General features: G+C 69.3%; 17 protein-coding genes. 8 read left to right on the forward strand and 9 right to left on the reverse strand.

The window, feature by feature from the left end; genetic code table 11:
* Positions 1–106 precede the first annotated feature (106 nt).
* Positions 107–397, forward strand: coding sequence for a hypothetical protein (locus CLM62_RS50440; RefSeq protein ID WP_179382405.1), 291 nt, complete (start codon positions 107–109; stop codon positions 395–397).
* Between the two features lie 28 nt (positions 398–425).
* Here CLM62_RS50440 and CLM62_RS52325 read toward each other — a convergent pair whose 3' ends face one another.
* The gene (locus tag CLM62_RS52325) at positions 426–2,063 is read right to left on the reverse strand and encodes a GNAT family N-acetyltransferase (protein WP_257004327.1); all 1,638 of its coding nucleotides are present in this window, start codon (positions 2,061–2,063) and stop codon (positions 426–428) included.
* A 128-nt stretch (positions 2,064–2,191) separates the two neighbouring features.
* Here CLM62_RS52325 and CLM62_RS38415 point away from each other — a divergent pair, with 128 nt between their 5' ends.
* Together CLM62_RS38415 and CLM62_RS38420 are read left to right on the forward strand one after the other, a co-directional pair.
* Positions 2,192–2,656, forward strand: a complete 465-nt coding sequence (locus CLM62_RS38415) for an Lrp/AsnC family transcriptional regulator (protein ID WP_095754516.1) — start codon at positions 2,192–2,194, stop codon at positions 2,654–2,656.
* 160 nt (positions 2,657–2,816) lie between these two features.
* Complete coding sequence (locus CLM62_RS38420; RefSeq protein WP_095754517.1) at positions 2,817–3,686, forward strand: nuclease; 870 nt, start codon at positions 2,817–2,819, stop codon at positions 3,684–3,686.
* Positions 3,687–3,756: 70 nt separating this feature from the next.
* Here CLM62_RS38420 and CLM62_RS38425 read toward each other — a convergent pair whose 3' ends face one another.
* The 5 genes from CLM62_RS38425 to CLM62_RS38445 form a co-directional block, all read right to left on the reverse strand.
* A complete protein-coding gene (locus CLM62_RS38425; RefSeq protein ID WP_218835657.1) occupies positions 3,757–5,355 on the reverse strand; it encodes a phosphodiester glycosidase family protein in 1,599 nt (532 codons plus the stop codon).
* 231 nt (positions 5,356–5,586) lie between these two features.
* On the reverse strand, positions 5,587–6,609 hold the full coding sequence (locus CLM62_RS38430; protein WP_095754518.1) for a LacI family DNA-binding transcriptional regulator: 1,023 nt from the start codon (positions 6,607–6,609) through the stop codon (positions 5,587–5,589).
* Between the two features lie 76 nt (positions 6,610–6,685).
* Complete coding sequence (locus tag CLM62_RS38435; RefSeq protein WP_095754519.1) at positions 6,686–7,522, reverse strand: ATP-binding cassette domain-containing protein; 837 nt, start codon at positions 7,520–7,522, stop codon at positions 6,686–6,688.
* Positions 7,519–8,532: an ABC transporter permease gene (locus CLM62_RS38440; protein WP_095754520.1), complete on the reverse strand. Its 1,014-nt coding sequence runs from the start codon at positions 8,530–8,532 to the stop codon at positions 7,519–7,521. Before CLM62_RS38440 ends, CLM62_RS38435 begins: the two co-directional genes overlap by 4 nt.
* 199 nt (positions 8,533–8,731) lie before the next feature.
* Positions 8,732–9,748 carry a sugar ABC transporter substrate-binding protein gene (locus CLM62_RS38445; protein ID WP_095754521.1) on the reverse strand — a complete coding sequence of 339 codons (1,017 nt, stop codon included), beginning with the start codon at positions 9,746–9,748 and terminating at the stop codon, positions 8,732–8,734.
* A 246-nt stretch (positions 9,749–9,994) separates the two neighbouring features.
* Between CLM62_RS38445 and CLM62_RS38450 the strand changes: the two genes are divergently transcribed.
* Both CLM62_RS38450 and CLM62_RS38455 read left to right on the forward strand, forming a co-directional pair.
* Complete coding sequence (locus CLM62_RS38450; protein ID WP_095754522.1) at positions 9,995–10,957, forward strand: carbohydrate kinase; 963 nt, start codon at positions 9,995–9,997, stop codon at positions 10,955–10,957.
* 52 nt (positions 10,958–11,009) lie between these two features.
* Entirely contained in the window at positions 11,010–11,312 is a 303-nt protein-coding gene (locus CLM62_RS38455) for a putative quinol monooxygenase (RefSeq protein ID WP_095754523.1), read from the forward strand.
* Positions 11,313–11,427: 115 nt separating this feature from the next.
* Here the strand turns inward: CLM62_RS38455 and CLM62_RS38460 are convergent, their stop codons facing one another.
* On the reverse strand, positions 11,428–13,986 hold the full coding sequence (locus CLM62_RS38460) for a glycoside hydrolase family 32 protein (protein WP_095754524.1): 2,559 nt from the start codon (positions 13,984–13,986) through the stop codon (positions 11,428–11,430).
* Between the two features lie 376 nt (positions 13,987–14,362).
* On the opposite strand from CLM62_RS38460, the gene CLM62_RS38465 reads away from it, so the two are divergent.
* Entirely contained in the window at positions 14,363–15,133 is a 771-nt protein-coding gene (locus tag CLM62_RS38465) for an RNA polymerase sigma factor (protein WP_095754525.1), read from the forward strand.
* The gene (locus tag CLM62_RS38470; protein ID WP_095754526.1) at positions 15,130–16,074 is read left to right on the forward strand and encodes a CU044_5270 family protein; all 945 of its coding nucleotides are present in this window, start codon (positions 15,130–15,132) and stop codon (positions 16,072–16,074) included. The genes CLM62_RS38465 and CLM62_RS38470 overlap by 4 nt, the downstream gene beginning before the upstream one ends.
* Positions 16,075–16,099: 25 nt before the next feature.
* Here the strand turns inward: CLM62_RS38470 and CLM62_RS38475 are convergent, their stop codons facing one another.
* Entirely contained in the window at positions 16,100–16,351 is a 252-nt protein-coding gene (locus tag CLM62_RS38475; RefSeq protein WP_095754527.1) for a hypothetical protein, read from the reverse strand.
* Between the two features lie 380 nt (positions 16,352–16,731).
* Complete coding sequence (locus CLM62_RS38480; RefSeq protein ID WP_095754533.1) at positions 16,732–17,616, reverse strand: universal stress protein; 885 nt, start codon at positions 17,614–17,616, stop codon at positions 16,732–16,734.
* A 424-nt stretch (positions 17,617–18,040) separates the two neighbouring features.
* Between CLM62_RS38480 and CLM62_RS38485 the strand changes: the two genes are divergently transcribed.
* Positions 18,041–19,099, forward strand: coding sequence for a hypothetical protein (locus tag CLM62_RS38485; RefSeq protein WP_095754528.1), 1,059 nt, complete (start codon positions 18,041–18,043; stop codon positions 19,097–19,099).
* The last annotated feature ends 1,077 nt before the right edge of the window (positions 19,100–20,176 follow it).

The raw sequence follows: 20,176 nt of genomic DNA on the forward strand, positions 1-20,176 counted from the left end.
GATCCGCATCCCCCTGGAGTCTGCGGCGTCGTGGCGGATGTCCAGTCCCGCCGCCCTGCACTGTTCGACCAGCCAGGAGGACGCGATCCGCAGCTTGGGGTAGCTGATGCACTGGCCGTACCGCCTCGGCGCTTCGGACGTTATCGTCGCCCCGGACGTACGAGACGAGTTCGTCGAGCAGCCGGCGGCTGGTGTCCACGGCGATCACGGGGGAGAAGCCGAGGCGGACCAGCGCCAGCGTCTGTGCGCCGGAGCCGCAGCCCAGGTCGATGGCCGTCCCGTCGTTTTCGGTCCCCGCCAGGCCGAGTTCCGCGAGGAGCGCGACCTGCCGGGCGGCGACCTCGTGGACGTCGCCGCCCAGCATCCAGATGTAGTGCTCGGCGGCAGCCGGTCGTAGTGGTCGGCGGTGGTGCTCATGTCGGGGGTCATGGCCTGCTCCTCCGGGTTGGCTGTACGCCTTGCCGTCCGCCGGTCCGCGCGAGCAGCGAGGCGTCGGGCCAGGTGAAGCGGAGCTTGGCGGGGGAGCCGGCGAGCCGGGACGCCACCCCGCCGGGGGGCGGAACCGGCGCCTTCTCGACGCAGGTGCCGCCCAGGGCTCGGTAGAACTCCTGGGCCGCCGTGTTCTGTTCGAGCACCCAGAGGTACATGGCGTTGCCCGTCGCGCGTTCGGCAACGGCCTCCGCGGCGCGGGAGAGCAGCGCGGTGCCGAGGCCCGTTCGTCGGCGGTGCTGGGTGACGTGCAGATTGTCGATGAGGCTGCCCCAGCGGCCGTCCTCGTCGAAGACCACGTGGACGAATCCCGCAAGCCCGGTGCCGTCCTCGGCCACGACTGTCGCACTGCCGCTCGGGCCGGAGAGGCGCGACGACCAGACAGATCGCCGATCGGCCACCACATCGCCATCCAGGAACGCGTCGGAGTACGCGCCGCGGTAGTGCCGACGCCAGCTGTCGGCGTGCAGCAGTGCCATGTTCTCGGCGTCACCGGGACCCGCCGCCCGGAACCGTAACGACGCCGTGGGCGAGCCGGCGGGGTCCGAGGCGGCGCACAGGCGGCGCCGGGCCAGCTCGCTCGCCGCCTGCGCCGGGGTCTGGCTCCGGCGCCGCGCGGTGTCCAGCAGGTCGTCGACGGTGTCCTCGATGGCGCGGACTCGTGCGCGGGCCTCGTCGGCACTGACGTGGTGGAGCTCGATGCTGATGGCGTTGATGACTCCGCCCGCGCTTGCGACATAGTCCGGCACCCAGAGGATGTCGCGCTGGTGCAGCAGGTCTGCGACATCGGGCTTGGCGAGCTGGTTGTTCGCCGGTCCGACCACGGCACTGCAGCGCAGATCCGCCGCGGTCCGCCTGGTCAGGGTGGAGCCGAGAGCCGCGGGGACCACGATGTCCACGTCCGCGGCGAGGATCTCGTCGGGCGACCGCCAGACAGCGCCGAGCTCGTCGCTGATCTTCTGTTTGTCCGGGTCGATGTCGGTCACCGTCAGGGCGGCTCCTTCGGCCGCGAGAAGGCGGGCGAGGTCGGCGCCGACCCGGCCCAGACCGACCACCGCGAGAGCGCGGCCGCTCAGACTCGACGTGCCGTACAGCCGCCGGCTGACGGCCCGCAGCGCGGCAAGCGTCCCCTGCGCGGTGTGCGGGGACGAGTCGCCGCTGCCGCCCAGATGGGCCGGCCGGCAGAACACATGGGGGGTGGTTTCCCCGATCAACGCCATGTCGTCGGGGCTGGTCCCGACATCCGGCCCGGTCGCGTACACACCGCCCAGCGACGCGATGGCGTCCGCTACGTCATAGAGCACGTCGCGACGCCGGTCGGCATCGAGTTCCCTCCCCTCCGGCAGGGCCACGACGGCCTTACCGCCACCACTGGGCAACCCGGCCACGGCGAACTTCGCGGTCATCGCCGCCGACAGGCGAAGCGCGTCGGTGAGGCCGTCCCGCCAGTCGGGGTAGTGCCAGAGCCGGAGGCCGCCGGCCGCCGGACCGAGCGCCGTCGAGTGAACAGCCACGATGACCGGCAGCCGGGAGCGCCGACCGGTGTGGATCGCGACCTGTTCATGATCGAGCATGAGTTCCGCAGTCCCTTCGTTCGTCCACTTCTCGTTCGTCCGCTTCGATGACGCCATACTGGACGATTGACTCATCACTCAGGCTCTTCGCCGAACGTTTGACTGAAGATCGGGTACGGTAGGCGGCCATGGATGAACTTGATTCGGAGATCGTCCGGCTTCTCCAGACAGATGCACGGCAGTCCAACCGCGAACTCGCCCGGCAACTCGGCATCGCCCCCTCGACCTGCCTGGAGCGGGTTCGGGCGCTCCATCGCCGTGGTGTCATCCGCGGATACCACGCCGACATCGACCCCGTGGCCCTCAATCGCAGCGTTCAGGCGCTTGTGTCGGTTCAGGTACGCCCTCTCAGTCGCGCCATCATCGACGCCTTCAAGGTCTTCGCCAGTGACCTGCCGGAAGTCCTCCACGTCTTCGTGCTTTCCGGAGGCGACGACTTCCTTCTTCACGTCGCCGTTCAGGATCTGGACCACCTGCACGCCTTCCTCACCGACCGGCTCAGCAAGCGCGGCGAAATCACCGGCTTCCGCACCTCGGTCATCTTCCAGCAGGTGAGCAACACCGCCCCCGCGCGCCTTCCCGTGCGCGACTAGGCACTGTCAGAGGTGCCAACGAAGCAGACCTGTACCTCGGCGAGTGCAGAAGACAGTCCACCAACTGTATGACTTTCATACTCATCCGGGTTCGTGGCCGTGCGGGCCGCCACGAATCGGGCCACGGTGAGGTCAGCACGCGACCAGGAGGAGAGCCGCCATGCCGATGCTGCTGATCAAAGGCACGTACAAGATCGTCGGGGCTAGTCCCGACGGTGACTCGGTCCGCTTCTACCCCGACGACCCCGATCAGTGGGACCTGCTGCGCGGGCGGCGGGTACGGCGCAACCGCAGCGGCGGCGCACAGCTCCGACTCGACGGCATCGACACGCTGGAGACCCACTACCGCCCGCCCCGCGGCCCCGAGCTCCACCAGCCGGACCCGTTCGCAGGCAAGGCCGCAGCCGAACTGCTGTCCTGGCTGGGCTTCGAGGATGTGCAGCGCAACCCCCACGGCATCGTCACCAGCAGCAGGCCCGAGTCCCGGCCCGGCTACATCCTCACCCGCAGCGCCGACGTCCACGGCCGCTGCGTGGCCCTCGCCGGCCGCGGCACCGACGCTCCCGGCAGCAGCGGCAGGTTCGTCAATGTCACCGTCGACCATCTGCGCGAGACCGCCAATCATCACCAGCTCGCCGAGGGCATGGCCTACCCCACCTTCTACCGGAAGCTTTTCGTCGACCTGCGCGAGGAGATGACCTCGGCGGCGCAGCAGGCTCGGCAGGCCGGCAAGGGGCTGTGGCCCAAGGACCAGACCCAGAGCGGGGTGAAGGTGCAGGGAATGTCCACCCTGACCGACCACGCGGTGCTGTGGCCCAAGCTGTTCCGCCGCTTGGCGGACTACCTTCAGCTCAACGACGGCGATCCCTCACTGGACGGCTTCCGTGCCTATCTGGAGCAGCGCGAGGACCGGCTGTTCATCCTCTCCACCGGACAGTGGACGGGGCTCGACACCGTTGTCGATGTCACCAACGGCAACACCGTACGGGTCACCCACGCACCGGAGGATCTCGTCTTCGACGAGAAGTAACCGACATGGAGGCGGCCGGGCCACGAGATGGGGGCTGTCGTCGTCCGGCCGACCTGGATGACGCCGGCCGTCAGCGGGTGAGCAGCAACGCGTCGCCCACCGCCCGCTCGGTGCCGTCCGACGGCGAGTTGATCACCTTGCCGTTCACCACCGTGGTGACCGAACCACCGCCGTCGAGGGCCATGGCGCGCACCGCACCCAGCGACTTCATCAGCTCCGCCCCTTCGTTGAGACCGAATCCGTCGCTGTAGCCGGGCTGGCGGCCGTCCGCGGCGACCAGGAGCACACGGCCCCGCGGGTCGACGCCCAGGAGCATGCGCGGGTTGCGCTTGATGCCCCAGGTGTACGCGAAGGACGGGTCGCCGATCCGTTCGATGCCGTCGGCTCCGTAGTTCACCGCGACCTTTCCGTCGCGCACCAGCTCGGGGCCGCCGTTGACGATGTCGTCCTGCGGGCCGAGTTCGAGCTCGCGGCCGCGCTCGTCCAGGATCCGCTGCCGCACCTTCAGTTCGCTGCCCGGCTTCGCGTGCGCACGCAGCCAGGAGGCTCCTTCGCCGACGCCGGCCAGAACGCTGCCGCCGTCCGGCACGGCACCGCCGCGCGGACGCACCTCCCGCACCCGGCCGCTCGCGTCGAGCACCGCCTCGACGCCGTCACCGGCCGGGGTGCCCGCGCCCAACTCGTCGGTGAATTCGACGATCTCGTCGGGGTCGGTGCAGGTCACATCGTGCTGCGGCCGCTCGGTCGGGGAGTCGCCGCCGACGCCACCGCAGTTGCGGACCAGGCCGGGCACGCGGTTGACGCCGTCCACGATCGCGGACGCCCCGCCCGCTCGGACCGTGAGCTGCGTGCGGAGTTTCTTGAACTCCGGGCGCAGACCGTCGCCGCGCAGCACCGCCGCGATCCGGCCGTTGGTCGCCGCGCTCTGCAACTCCCCGTCGTACGCGGCGATACCGGCCGAGGCACCCGGTACGCCGTCCTTGCCCTCCATGACGAAGAAGCCCGCGTTGACGCCGAGCAGGGCGTCGTCGCCGACGGCCATGTCGCTCACCTTCTCCCGGCCGGCGACACCCATGCCGTACGTGGCCTTCAGCGCACCGCCGTAACGCTTCGGGTCGATGATCGCCACCTTGACCTGGGCAAGACCGGTGCCCGGCACACCGTCCGCTCCGGTCCACTCGCTGATCGCGTCGAACCCCGCGGCCGCGAGGGCCTGACGCTGCGCGTCGGCCTCGGTCCGGATGGTGTACTGCCCCACCCGGACTCGCACACCGATCAGCCCCCTGCGGTCCGAACCCCGCGGCCATTCGACCCGCTCACTACGAGCGCTGAACCCGGCGCCACGCAGTCGCTCCGCCAGCGCCTGCGCGCCCTGCTCGGTGGCGAGGTGAGCGCCATTGGCGCGCACCGTGACCGTCCAGTGGTCCGCACCGGGACGGCCCGAGATCCTCCCCTGGTACAGATCGACTCCGGAGGCGAGGCGATCGTGCTGCCAGTCGGCGATCGGCCGAGGAACGGCGGTCGTCGAAGCGGCGGCCATGGTGGCCGCGGCGGCTGCGGTGTTGTCGTACTGGTCGACGACAACACCGGGGGAGACAAGTCCCGCCGCGGCGACGGCAACCGCCGACGCCTTCACGGAGACTCGGAACGGACGGCGTACGAGGGCCACAGGCGCTCCTAGGTCGCGGACGAGCATCGCGTGCACAGCTGACTTGCACAGCTGACTTGCACACATGGCTTGCACACATGGCTTGCACACATGACACGGTGTTCGGAACGCGCGTTCACGCGTGGCAAACGCAACTCCTGTGCGGCAGCGAACGCGAGTTCTCGAGCGACGATGGAAGCCACGAGTGAATACCGGAAGTCCGGCCTGTGAACTTGCCTCCGGGCAAGCCGCCTACCGCTTGGGCGCGGATTGCTCCCCCGAGCCCCGGACGATCAGCCGGGTGGGAACGGTGATGGTGCGAGCCCGGGAGCGGTCGCCGTCGAGCCGGGCCAGGGCGGTGGCCGCGGCGCTGCGGCCGAGTTCTTCGGGGTCCTGCGCGACGACGGTCAGGGCCGGTTCCAGTGCCTCGGCGAGTGATACGTCGTCGAAGGCGACGACTGCTACGTCCTTGCGCTTGCTGCGCGCGAGTTCGGCGACGATGCCGAGCGCCGTGATGTTGTTTCCGGCGAACAGGGCGGTGGGGGGATCGGCCAGTTCGAGGAGTTGGGCGGTCACGGCCTCGGCGCCTGGCTGGTCGTGGGCGTTGGCGACGAGCGAGCGGTCGTAGGGGATGTCGGCTTCTTGGAGGGCCGCGCGGTATCCGGCAAGGCGTTCGCGGCGGGTGTAGAGCTTGACGGGCAGGTCGCCGACGAATCCGATGCGGCGGTGCCCGTGGGCGATCAGGTGGGCGACACCGTCATGGGCCCCCGCACGGTTGGAGCTGACGATGCTGTCCGTGGACAGGCCGACTCCTGGTCGGTCGAGGAAGACGATGGGCAGCCCCGCCGTGCGGTGCGACTTGAGGTGGGAGTGGTCGGCGCCGACGGACGGCACGACGACCAGGATGCTGACGCGCCGGGCGAGGAACTTGTCCGTCAGGGCGCGTTCGCGGTCGGGGTCGTCCGCGGAGGAGCCCATGAGCAGGGTCAGTCCGCGTTCGCCGACCGTGTCCTCTATGGCGCGGGCCACGGCTCCGAAGAAGGGGTTGGCGAGGTCGGGGATGACCAGGCCGATGGTGGTGTCCGGGCCGCCGACGCGGATGTTGCGGGCCATGAGGTTCGGCTGGAAGCCGAGCTTGGCCACCGCGGCGAGTACCTGTTCCCGCGTCTGCGTCGAGACGGGTCCGTCCTCGTTGAGGACACGGGAGACCGTCTTGGCGCTGACACCTACTTCTCGGGCGACGTCGGCCAAGGTGGGGCGGCGGCTCGCTGCCATGGAGGAAACCGTCTCCTGGGTGCTCTCGGGTTCCGGCCGCGGCCTCGGCCGGAACATGCGGGAGCGGGTTGCGCTGTCAGGTGGCCTGTACTCCGGCGGCCTTCGCGGCCTCGGAATCCGCTACGACAGTATCTCCGGCCTCGTCGATGCTGAGCGCGCCGGTCATGATGGCGACGACCTCGGCCATGGAGTAGTCGGAGGGCTTGATCACGGCGGCGCGCCGACCCAGCCGGTGGACGTGGATCCGGTCGGCGATCTCGAAGACGTGCGGCATGTTGTGGCTGATCAGGACCACCGGCATGCCCTTGTCGCGGACGCGGCGGATGAGGTCCAGGACCTGTCCGGACTCCTTGACGCCGAGGGCGGCGGTGGGCTCGTCCATGACGACGACGGAGCGGGCCCAGGCGACGGCGCGGGCGACCGCGACGGCCTGCCGCTGTCCCCCGGAGAGGGTCTCGACCGCCTGCGTGAGCGAGCGCAGGCCGATCTTCAGGTCGGCCATGTGCTCGGCGGCCTCCTGGCGCATGCGCTTCTTGTCGAGCATGCGGAAGGCGCTGCCGAGGATGCCGGGGCGCCGCAGCTCGCGGCCGAGGAACATGTTCGAGGCGATGTCCATGGAGGCGGCCACAGCAAGGTCCTGGTACACCGTCTCGATGCCGTGGGCGCGGGCGCTCTGCGGTCCGGAGAAGGTGATGCGTTCGCCGCCCAGGCGTATCTCGCCCGCGTCGGGGGTCACCGCGCCGGTGAGGGCCTTGATGAGGCTGGTCTTGCCGGCGCCGTTGTCGCCGATGACGGCGAGGACCTCGCCGGGCATCAGGTCGAAGTCGGCGCCGTCGATGGCGGTGACCTGGCCGTACCGCTTCACCAGGCCACGGGCCTGCAGGACAGGGGTGGGGGTGCCGGTGGCGGTCATCGGGCCTTCTTCCGGGAGATCTGGTCGACGGTCACCGCGAGGATCACCAGGACGCCGGTGATCAGGGTCTGGTAGATGGAGGCGACGCCCATGAGCTGCAGACCGTTGCGGAAGACGCCGACGATGAGGACGCCGATGAAGGTGCCCAGGACCGAGCCGCGGCCGCCGAAGAGGCTGGTGCCGCCGAGGACCACGGCCGTGATGCTGTCCAGGTTGTCGGTCTGCCCGGCCTGCGGGTCGCCGACGCCGGTGCGGGAGATGAGCAGCAGGGCGGCGATGCCGTACAGGATGCCGGCCACGGTGTAGACGCCGATGGTCAGTCGGGAGGTGCGGATGCCGTTCAGCCGGGCCGCTTCCGGGCTGTTGCCCAGGGCGTAGACGTGCCGGCCCCAACTGGTGCTGCTCAGTGCGTACGCGAGGAGGAGGAACAGGGCGATGGTGACCAGCGAGCCGTACGTGATGTCGGTGTTGCCGAGCGGGAAGGTCTGCCCGAGCGCCGTCAGCGGGCCCGGCAGGTTGGTGACGGTCTGCTCCTCGGAGTAGATGTGGGTCAGCGCGAACGCCACGTTCAACATGCCGAGGGTGACGATGAACGGCGGCAGCGGGATCTTCTGCACCAGCGCCCCGTTGAGCAGGCCGAAGCCGCCGCAGACGACCAGGCCCAACGCGATCGCGACCAGCGGAGGCAGGGAGCCCTCGGCCGCCATCTTGGCGATCACGATGCTGCCGAACGCCATCACCGCGCCGCACGACAGGTCGATGCCGGCGGTGAGGATGATCAGGGTCTGCCCGATGGCGAGGGTGCCGACGACCATGACCTGCTGCACGATCAGCGAGAAGTTCCCGCCCGTGAGGAACTGGTCGGTCGAGACGGAGAAGAAGACACACGCCAGGAGGAGGGCGGCCAGTGGTCCGGTGGTCGGTTGCGTGAGCAGTCTGCGGACCGTGGTCGGTGCTTTGAGCTCGGCGTACGGCGTGGACGTGGACGGTGGCGTGGACGTGGCAGTCATGCGAAGTCCTTGTCGGAAGACACGAAGTCCTTGTCGGAAGACATAAGTCCTGGTCAGTCCTGGTCAGTCGTTGTCGGACGGCAAGAGGACGAGGGGGCGGCCGTCCCCGGTCGGGGAGGAGGGGCCGGCCGCCCCGCTGAGGGGTTTCGAACGGCGGCGGCTACGGCGGTAGCTACGGCGGCAGTTGGACGTCGGCGGCTCAGCCCCAGCAGTTCTCCAGGCCATAGGCGGTGTCCTTGGACGTGACGCCGTCCTGCGCCTTGTCGGTGATCAGGGTGACGCCGGTGTCGGTGTAACCCGACGCCTTCTTGCCGTCCTTGGCGTACGTCGCGACGGCCTTGACGCCCTCGGCGGCCATCTTCAACGGGTACTGCTGCGAGGTCGCGGCGATCTTGCCGTCCTTGACGGCCTGGGTGCCGGTGCAGCCGCCGTCGACGGAGACGATCAGGACGTCCTTCTCCCGGCCCTTGGCCTTCAGTGCGGTGTACGCGCCCAGCGCGGCCGGCTCGTTGATGGTGTAGACGACGTTGATGTCGGGCGCCTTCTGCAGGCAGTTCTCCATCGCGGTCTGGCCCTTGGCCTGGTCGCCGCCGGTGTCCTGGGCACAGGCGACGTCCTTGTCGGTGGCACCGAAGCCCTTCAGGAAACCGTTGTGCCGCTGGACGCCGACGGAGACGCCCGGCGCGAGGTCGAGGGTGGCTATCTTCGCCGACTTGCCCTTCATGGCGGCCTTGGCGTACTGGCCGATCAGCTCGCCCGCCTTGAGGTTGTCGGTGGCGAAGAGGGCGTCGACCGCACTTTCCGGGTCGGTCGGGGTGTCCAGGGCGATGACCAGAACGCCCTTGGCCTTCGCCTTCTCGATCGCCGGAACGATCGCCTTGGAGTCGCTCGGCGTGATCAGAATGCCCTTCACCCCGGCGGCGACCATGTTCTCGACGGCGGTGACCTGACCGGCGTTGTCCCCGTCGAACTTGCCCGCCGCGGTGGACAGTTCGACACCGTTCTCCTTGGCGGCCTTCTCCGCGCCCTCCTTCATCTTCACGAAGAACGGGTTGGTGTCGGTCTTGGTGATCAGACCGACCTTGACGCTGCCCGATCCGGTGCTGGCGGTGCCCGATCCGGATCCGGATCCACAGGCGGTCAGGGCGAGGCCTGCGACACCCGTGCAGGCAGCGGCTCTGAGCAAGGAGGAGGGCAGACGAGAGATGCGTGACATGAACAACTCCTGCGGGATCGCGGGCGAGCGGCCGGCATCGGGGCATGCCGTCCCGAGGTGTCATCGATGACTTATGTCATCGTTGACACTGCTTGGCGAGGATGATGGACTCCGGTCCCCGGCAACGTCAATGCCTTGCACTCGTCACAAATCGGCAACGCCCGGGGCCGTCGCCCGCCCGAAACCGTTCAACGGCTGCCCGCGACGTGCCCGTTTCCGCCCACGCGTTCCAAGAAAAGAGCAGCCATGAACCCGCGTCAGATCACCGTCCTGGGAGAGTGCGTCGCGGACGCGTTCACCGCACCCGTGAGTGCCCGGAACGAACTCGCCCTGCGCGTGCTGCCCGGTGGCGGACCCGCGAACACGGCGGTGGCCCTGGCCAGGCTGGGCACCCCGGCCCGCTTCCTCGCGCGGCTGTCGGGCGACGTGTTCGGCCGCCTCTTCCGGGCCCACCTGGAGGCATCCGGCGTGGACCTGTCGCACGCCGTCCAGGCCGCTGAGCCCAGCACGCTGGCCGTGGCCGAGCTGGACACTCAGGGCCAGGCCACGTTCTCCTTCCACGCGCAGGCCACCGCCGACTGGCAGTGGACGAGCGCGGAACTGACCGGCGTGGACCTGGCCGACACCGCCTGTGTGCACACCGGGTCACTGGCCCTGGTCAAGGAACCCGGGGCGGTGGTGGTGGAGGACTTCCTGGCAGCGGCCGCGCCTCGGGCCACCATCAGCATCGATCCCAACGTCCGCCCGCTCCTGGTGGATCCCGAGGTCTACCGCGCCCGGCTGGCGCACTGGTGCCGCCTCGCGGATGTGCTGCGGCTGAGCGAGGACGACCTGGATCTCCTGCTGCCCGGGACGCCGCCCGAGCAGGCGTGCGACACCTGGCATGAGGCGGGGGCGCGGCTCGTCGTGATCACGCGCGGCGCCGACGGCGCCCTGGCCTCGCTCGACGGGGAGCGGGTGCGGGTGCCCGCGGTGGCGACGCAGGTCGTCGACACGGTCGGTGCGGGGGACTCCTTCACCGCCGGACTGCTGCACCACCTCGGCACCCGCGGACTCCTCGGCGGCAGGTTGACGGACCTGCGTATCGACGATGTCGAGGCAGCCTGCCTGTTCGCCACGAAGGTCGCGGCCCTGACCTGCTCGGTTGCCGGCCCGAACCCGCCGTGGCAGGACCGGTTGGCGCAGTCGGCGATCGCTGCCGACGCCTGAAGGACCGTACGTCGACCACCTCGACTCCACCTACTGACAAGGACCCGAAACCATGACGAAAACCCTGCTCGCCGAGTTCACCGCCCGAGAGGGAGCGGAGGACGAGGTCGCCCGCCTGATCCGGGACTACGCCCTGAAGGTGCGGGAAGAGGAAGGCAACCTGGCCTTCGACGTCTACACCAAGGCGGCCGACCCGCGCGCCTACTGGATCTTCGAGGTCTACCGGGACGAGGACGCCTTCAAGGCACACCTGGACGCCCCGTACGGCGCCCCGTTCAACGCCGCCCTCACCCCGCTGATCGAGGAGGACGCCTCCGTACTGACGTTCCTCGACCCGCTGGCCACGCATCCGTGACGTGCGTTGAGCACCGGCGGCGGCCCGGAGCTGGAGCGCATGGAGCTCGAACTGCTGCTCCAGCTCCGGGGCGACGGGGTTTGTACGGAACTGCTCCGGCGCCCCGCCTCGCTGGTCACCGCCAGATGGACCTCAGCCGCCACGCCTGCATGTGGTCGAGGGTGGCGGTGCCGCCTTCCGCGAAGACCTCGACGCCGGTGCTGGAGGGGTCGGGGAAGATCTGGTCGGTGATCACCGCTTCGCCGCTGCCGCCGAAGACCTCGACGGACGACCAGTCGACGAGGATGCGCAGCTTGACCTTGCCGTTCTTGGCCTTCAGGGGTGCGGTCTGGACGCCGGGGAAGGTGCTGTTGAAGTCCCCGGCACCGGAGCGGGTGCGGTCGACGTACAGCTCCTGTGTCGTGGTGTCGTAGCCGATGACGGTCTCCTCGCCGCCCGCGCCGGTGCGGACCTTCAGGCCGAAGCGTTCGGCGTCCTTGAGGGAGAACGTCGCCTCGATGTCGAGTGCCTTGCCCTCGGCCGTGGGACCGATCAGGGGCTTGGAGGTGCTCTTGACGGTGACGTCGGACGCCGTCGCCGGGCGCTCCTCCCGGAGGGACTCCAGGCTGCCCACCGGCTTGCTGGTCAGCCGGATCCGGCCGTCGACGGTGCGCAGTGCCATTTCCCGGGGAACGCTCTGCGCGCCGCGCCAGGGGGAGGTGGGGACGGAGCCGCCGTAGTCCCAGTTGTTCATCCAGCCGATCATGTAGCGCTTGCCGCCCGGTGCGTTCTCCCAGGACACCGCCGCGTAGTAGTCCTTGCCGTAGTCGGCCCAGTCGGCGCGCTGCACGACGGACTTGGCGGGCTTGTCAGCGGCGGTGAACTGGTCGGCCAAGACGTGGCCCCAGCCGGCGGTGTTCATGTCGACGACCTGGATCTGCGCCTTCTTGCCGACGTACGGGCGCATGTCGAAGGACGCCCAGTCCAGGGTCTCGCTGTCGGTGCCGGTGGCGCTGCGGACGACCTCGCCGTCGACGAGCAGGTTGACGGACGTCTCCTGGGAGACGGGCGTGGCCTTGGTGTCGGACAACATGATGTGGTCGACGTTGAGGTGGCCCCAGCCACCGGTGTTGTCGTCGACGATCCTTACCTGCGCCTTCTTGCCGGCTAGGTCGCTGACGTCCCAGGAGGCCCAGTTGAGTGCCTCGGCGTCCTTTCCGGTGGCGCTGCGGACGACTTGGCCGTCCACGAGGAGTTCGACGGCGGTGGGGTTGGCGGAGCCGGCCGGGTGGTTGCCGCCGCCGATGAGGAAGTTGATGTGCTTCTTGTCGATGGTGAACTCGGGTGAGGTGAGGGTGCCGGTGGTGGAGTCGCCGTTCAGGAAGGTGTTGGCCAGCCCGTCTCCCAGAAAGCCGGAGACCTGTTGCTGGCCGGGGAGGGTGCCTATGGCCGGTGCGGTGCCGAAGGCCTCTCCGGTCGCCGTCCAGTCGCCGTAGGTTCCGCCTTCGAAGTCGGCGAGGACCGTGCCTTCGGGCGGAGTCCTGTCCATGACGGTTCCGGCCTCGTGCGGATGCCGCCCGCCACCGATCTTGAAGTTCAGGTAGGAACTGTCGACGGTGAATTGGGGGGAGGTGAGCGTGCCGGTGGATCCGTCACCTGCGTGGAAGCTGTTGGCGAGGCCCTTGCCGTCGAAGCCCTCGACAGCCCCCTGCCCGTCCACCGCCCCGGCTGCCGGTCCCTGGCCGAACGCGGTTCCGGTCGTCGTCCACTCACCGAAGCCGGCGCCCTCGAAGTCCTGGACGACCTCACCGGTGGGCGGGGTGTAGGTGCCCTTGTCCTCTGCGGTGAACTTCTTGCCGTCGAAGTCGCCGATGAAGTACTGGGCGGCCGAACCGCCCGCGATACCACCGGGGTTGATGTTGACGACCAGGACCCACTTGATGTTGTTCGGATCCCCGTCCACCGCGAGGGGGAACAGGTCGGGACACTCCCACACGCCGCCCGTGGCACCGGCCGGTCCGAACTCGCTTTGCAGTTCCCAGTCCTTGAGGTTCTTGGACGAATAGAACCGCACCTTGTGCTCGGCGGACAGCGACACCGTCATCAGCCAGCTCTTCGTCGGCGCGTACCACTGGACCTTGGGGTCACGGAAGTTGGTGGAGCCGATGTCGATCACGGGATTGCCCTGGTACTTGGTCCAGGTGCGGCCTCGGTCGGTGCTGTAGGCGAGCGACTGGGCCTGCTTGCCGCCGTTCTTGTAGGCGCTGGTGTAGACCGCCACCATGGGCGGGTTCTTCTCCGTGCCGAAGCCGCTTGTGTTGTTCCAGTCGACGACCGCACTGCCCGAGAACACCATCTCCTCGTCGTCGTGCGACAGGGCGAGCGGCAACTCCTCCCAGTGCACGAGGTCCTTGCTCACCGCGTGCCCCCAGGACATGTCGCCCCACGAGTTGCCGTTCGGGTTGTACTGGTAGAAGAGGTGATACTCGCCCTTGTAGTACACGAGGCCGTTGGGGTCGTTCATCCAGTTCTTCTGCGGAGTGAAGTGGAACTGGGGTCTGTAGGTCTCCGTGTACGTCGGGGTGTCGGCGGCGACGGCCTGCGGGGTGAGCGGGGCTGCCGACAGGGCGCAGACCGTCGCCACCGCCGCCATCAACCGCACGCGGGCATGCCGGGATACGCGTACAGAGCTCATGGTGTCTCCTTGTCCCGCGGCCGTCCGCGCAGCGGTGACTGCGGCCCCGGCGCGGACGGACCGAAAAGTGACACCCCAGGCCGACGCCGACGTCCACGCCGTCGACCAGGGGTGTCATCGTTGACTTATGTCAGCGATGACATCGAGTGCCCCGATAATGAAGCGCAATCCGGGCAGTGCCGTCAACGGTGCGGGCGCGATTGTTTCGGTACGGATCGACGGCCCGTCAGGCGTCGTCGGCGGCCGCGAACTGCGCCAACTTGAAGCTCAAGAGCGGGGCGATGCGGATATCGCCTTCTTACGAACGTACGTAGTGAACGTACGTAGTGTGAGCGCCGCCACAGAGACGAGGGGTGCCGAGCGGACAGGGCTGGTTGTGGAACTTTCGTTACGTGACCGGATACGGGCCGGTGACCCGGAGGCCTTTGCCGAGCTTTTCGGTGCGCATGCTCGGGCCGTGTACAGCCATGCCGCCCGACTGACCGGAGACCGGGGCGCCGCGGAGGATGTGGTGTCCCTGACGTTCCTGGAGGCGTGGCGGCTGCGGGAGAAGCTGAGACCCGAGGCCGTGGTTCTGGAGGCCCTTCCAGAAGGAGACGCCGGGCTCCCCGAGGGCGACGGCCTGCGGCCCTGGCTCTACGGCATCGCCACCAACGTCCTGCGCAACACCCGCCGAGCCGCCCGTCGGCACAGCGCCGCGCTCGCCCGGCTCCCGGACCGCCCGGCGGACCTCGACACCGTGCCCGACTTCGCAGACGAACTCGTCGGCCGCATGGCGGACGCCGACCGGCTCGCCGCTGCCCGCACCGCGCTCGGCCGGCTCCGCAGATCCGAGCGTGAGGTGTTCACCCTGTGTGTCTGGTCAGGGCTGAGTTACGCGGCTGCGGGCGAGGCCCTCGGCGTACCGCCCAGCACCGTACGGTCGCGGCTCGCCCGTGCCAGGCAGCGCCTGCGGCGCCTGGCTGAGACGGAGTTGGCCCGGCGTGCGTCCGGCGGGCGGTCATCGCAGAGCCCGTCCGGGCCAAGGGCCCCCGGACCGCTGGTTGTCCCGTCCCATCAAGAAAAACCGAGACTCCACCCTCGCGCCGGACAGGTACCGGGTGGCCGCCCCGAAGCGGCCCGGTCGACACAGGAGAAGCACCGATGAACCCCGAAGAGCGCGAAGAACTGGCCAGGCTGCTGCCGAGCCCGGGTGAACCGGTCCTGACGAGTGACCGCCATGACCTGCTGCAGGAGCATCTGATGCGAGAGCTCACCAAGGAAGTCCAGGACACCCGGGAGATCACGACAGCGCCCGGGGCGCGAGAGCGCGCCCCCCGCCGCCGGTTCGCCATGATCGCCGTACCCCTTGCAACAGCCACCGCGGTCGCCGCCACGGTCGTCGTGAGCACCGTTGGATCCAAGACCCCCACGACCGATCAGGAGGCGGTCGACCTCCTGAACCGCATCGCCGCGGTCGCCGCCGCGAAGAAGTCCGTGACGGTCCGCGACGACCAGTACGTCTACATCCGCACCCAGGGCTCCCTGGAGATCACGGAAGTGGAGGACAGCGGCACCCAGATCTTCCGCCGCTCGAACTGGACCGCCGTCAACGGCAAGCGCCCCGGACTGGCCCGGATCACGGTGCTGTCGGGCCCGAACCTCCCGGGGCATCGGACCGCCAAGGGCACCCCGGAAGACATGAGGCTGTCCCCCAACCCGAACGTCACCACGTACCGCGAGCTGGAGGCACTGCCCACCGACCCCGACGCGCTGCTCAAGAAGATCTATGCCGACACGAAGGGGCAGGGCCCGACCCACCACGGCGCGGCACTCGAGATGATCGGCGACATGCTCGACGACGCGACGCTCCTTCCGGAGGTGGGTGCCGCGCTCTACCGCGCCACGGCGAAGATCCCCGGCGTCTCGGTGGTCGAGAACGCCAAGGACCTGGCCGGCCGCCCGGGCATCGGCCTGACCTTCAAGGACCGCGACGACCGCGACACATGGGTCTTCGACAAGAAGTCCCTCAACTACCTGGGCTCGGAGGAGGAGGCCCTGCTCGGCGTCGGAGTCGTGGACAAGATCGGTGAGACACCGGGCACCTGAGGCTCGGGGCGAGCGGTAGGGACTCTCAAAGCCGAGCGCGCAGTTCCCCGATCTTCTCCCGCGCGGCAAGCTCCCGTCGCTCGATCTCCTCTCCGTCACGCCAAACCCGCTGCGGGGCGCCGCTCTCGGTCGCGGCATCCGCCGCCCCAGTGAGGGGGCCTTCACCCACATAGGCCACCGCTTCCACCAACGCGGCCTGCGAGCGCACACAGGCGATCACCTCGACAAGCTGATCACGCAGCAACTTGCAGGCGCCGGGGCTCACGCTCAACCCCACCCCAGTCTCCTCAGCGCGTCGTTCAACTCTCAGACGCGTCGCCCCACAACGGACAGCAGCACCGCGGCCACGACCGTCACCGCCGCGCAGACGACCATCGCAGCCCGGCCCCACCCGCCCGGGCGACAGACGACGCCGAGGCACTCCGCCCGAAGGCCGGCTGCCAATCCCCGAGCAGGGGCCGCAGACGGCATGTCCTCACCACCAGGAAGTTCCATACACTGCACAACGCGCGACAAGACGAACCACAACGCCGCCGCGCCGTCATCACACCAACGGCCCAGTTCGGCTCCCGGCGCCCTTCGTCGCAAACACTGCCCATGGCTCATGCTTGCGGCACTGACGGCATGTGCGCGCTGTCCGCCTTGGCATGCTTGCTTTCACGACGTGGCTTCACGTTGCGGTACCACCGCGACCGGGCAGTCGGCGTGCTGAAGCGCGGCGTGCGCCACGCGACCGAGGGGCAGTGCGAGAGGCCCGTGGCGTCGAGGGGCGCCCAGGACGAGCAGGTCGGCCGTGGCCGAGTGCGTGAGCAGGACGTGGTGGGCAGGGCCCTCGGCGGTGACGCGATGCACCGGGACGTCAGGGTGTTCGTGCTCCGGGGCGCGCAGGGCGTCGTCGAGCAGGGCCGATGCCTGGTCCTCGTAGTGGTGGGCGGGATCCCCGGCGAGCAGCGGATGCGCCAGGGGTTTGTGGGCGGGGCGACGCCAGACGCGTACGGCGTCCAGCGCGCAGCGCCGTGCTTCGGCCTCGCGGAACGCGAACCGTATTGCCGCCGTGCTCGTTGCGGCCTCGCCCAGGCCGACGACGATGCGGCCATTGGCTCCTTGCTGGTTGTACGGGGTGCCTCGTACAACGACCACCGGGCAGGAGGCACGCGTCGCCAGGGAACGGCTGACCGAGCCCAGCAGCGCCCCCCTGATCGGTCCCCTGCCCCGGCACCCGGTCACGACGGCCGCGGCGCGGCGAGCCTCCCGCAGCAGCGCGGCCTCGGCGTCCTCGGGAACGATGTCGACCGTGACCTTCACGTCCGGGTTGCGCTGCCGGGCCCGTTCGGCAGCGCTGCCGACGATGCCCTGTGCGATGGCGTGCTCGGAGGGAACCTCCTCGGACTGCGTGAAGACGGGGCCTTCGTAGCGTTCCCACAGGGAGGCGTGCACGATGCGCAGCGGCAGGCCGTGCAGGGCTGCCTCGTCCGTGGCCCAGTCGGCCGCCCAGAAGCCGGCCGCTGATCCGTCGACGCCCACGACCAGGGGCAGCGTCATCGATCCCACCGCCTTCAGCTCGCGCCAGGATGGGTACCTTCATTCTCCAGCGCCTTCAGAACTCCGGCAGGGATCGAGAAGCCGCGGCGGTTCACTGGTAGGCGCCTGCCACGGTAACGGCACCCCGTCCCGTATGTCCCACGTGCGGCCGCTCCGGCAGCGTCGCTTTCACCCGGCGGGCCGATCCGGCACGGTAGCCGCCCGCGTCATGAGCTCAACGTATGTACAGCGGAACTTCGACGTATGTACAGCGGAACCTCAACGTATGTACAGCGGATCGCAGGACACGCCGACTGCGGATCGCCGGGCGATCTTGGTGCGAGTCCCGCAGGATGGTGCCGGTTGCCCTGATGTGGAGTCTGCTGGGAGCAGCCGCTTCGCCGTGTGCGGCGGACTGCCGCCCCTATCTTTCCGGAGTAATCGCATGGCCGTGATGTCGGAGGCAGTCGTACCGGTGCTGGAGGATGCGCGTCATGCTCATGCCGCAGTCCTCGCCCGATTCCGGGCCGATGCGGCGGTCACGCCGCCGGGCCCCTACAGGCAGATGCTCGAACGCCAGGCCGAGGAGGTCCAGGACGGTCTTGAACGCATCCAGCACCAGGTCCGCGATCTACGACCCCGGGGAGTACTCGACACCGCGCTCGACGTGGCGCGGTTCGTCTCACAGGGCGTGATGCGCACGGCGAGGTTGCCACTGACGATCGGGTCGACGCTTGTCGCGGAGACGCTGCGCGGAGGGCGCCCGGCCGGTGCGCGGCGGCTGCTGCTGAACGCTGAGGACGAGTACGCGGCTGCGGCACGGGCGCTGGCGTCGTGCCGGGCCGGGGAAGTCCTCGCCGAAGAAGTGCACGACCAGGGCACCGCCGATCTGCTCGGCTCACTGCGCCGCCAGGACGAGGAACTGCTGCAGAGGCTGGAGGACAGCCTCGCCCAGCACGCCCGCGCCGTGGCGGCTTCCACCAACGGGTTCGGCCCGCGCGAAGATCAGCTGGGCGGCCTGCCCGACGCGGCGGCCCAGGCGGTGCAGGCCGCTTTCGACCGGGCGCGCGACGTCGTCCAAGGCGGCACCCGGTGGGCCCGGCGGGCAGCCGAGGGGGCGGCACGGGAGATGCCCGAGCCCACCCGCATGGCCGAAGAGGTCCGGGGTGCGGTCACCCGGGAGCAGGAGCTGCCGATTCCCCGGTTCAGCCAGCTCAGCGTCGACGAGATCCAGCAGCGGCTGCGCCCGTTGTCCCAGTCGGAACTGACGGTGATCGAGGGCTACGAACGCACGCACGCGAACCGCAAGCGCGTCCTGGAAGCCATCGAGCAGCTGCGGGGCAGCGAGCCGTGGGACGGCTACGCCGCCATGGACCCGGACCAGATCACCGCACGGCTGCACGACGTCTCCCCCAGCGTGGCCCGCCAGGTGCTGGCGTACGAACAGAGCCACCGTCGGCGCCAGGAGGTCATCTCCGCCGCCCAAGAACGCACCTCGGGCTGACTGACCGGCACCCGTGCGCCACGGGTGCCCACGGATGCCGTCCCGGGACCTGAACCCTCACAGGCCTCGGGGCGGCTTCCCCATCCATACCGACCGTCGGTTCGCAGGTGGCTGCCGCGGACAGTTCGCCGACAGCCCGTTTTGTGGGTAGGCCTTCGACCGCCTAGCTTCCTCCTGACTCGACGTTCCGCCTCGCCCTCGATCGCTCAACGCGGCCGGGCTGTCGAGGGGGCTCCGCAGGGGGGAACAGGAGGTTCTCGAACGCCTCCAGAGCGAGCATCAACAGCATCATGAAGACCGGTAGGAGCAGGGCTATCAAGATCACGGGACCTCCCGAGGGGAGTGTGATCGGCTCTGTGGCCGGATGGATCTCGCTCGATGTGCTCGCGAGAACGCTGCCCCTCAGGCCGCGCGTCTGCTGGTCACCCGCAGTTACCTCATGCATGAAACCGGGTCCCCTCAGTGTGGGGCTGAACGGAGTAACGCGCACGCCGAAAGGTCTCTTGCATCGGCAGCACTCCCGCAGCGCACGCAGACAGCCTTATTCCAGCCTGGCCGTGGATGCTTGACATCCGGGCCGACCTTGTCGGCCCGCTACCGGCGCCGTACCGCTGGACGGCGGGCGCCTGCTCCGCGCCACAGTGTGGAAGGCCACCGGGAACGCCTTGCGCGCCACAGCCGTCGCCACTGCGGCGGGGCGGATTCTGGGGTGGGCGTGCCGCCTCGCCGGAGCAGGACGGTCAGGTCAGACCCCGTCACGTCGCCCGGACCCGGACACTCGTCGAACTCACCGCCTCCTTGGCGCAGTCGGCCGCCCCCTCGTGCGGGTGTGCCCGGCGGGCGTGAAGATGCGGAAGTGGTCATTTGCGGTCACTGTGGGACAGGGGCCGGTTACCGGTCGATCCATGCCGAGCATCGGACTAGCCGAAGGAAACGTGATGGCCGCAGCATCAGACATGCTCGTTCCGGCACTGCGTGAGGTCCGCAAGGCTGAAGTCGCGCTTGCCGACCGCTTCAAAGCCCACCTCGCAGGAACGCCCGCCGGGGAGTACCGGGAGCTCCTGGAGCGCCGTGCCG

It is taken from the genome of Streptomyces sp. SA15 (assembly GCF_002291145.1).
Lineage (GTDB): Bacteria > Actinomycetota > Actinomycetes > Streptomycetales > Streptomycetaceae > Streptomyces.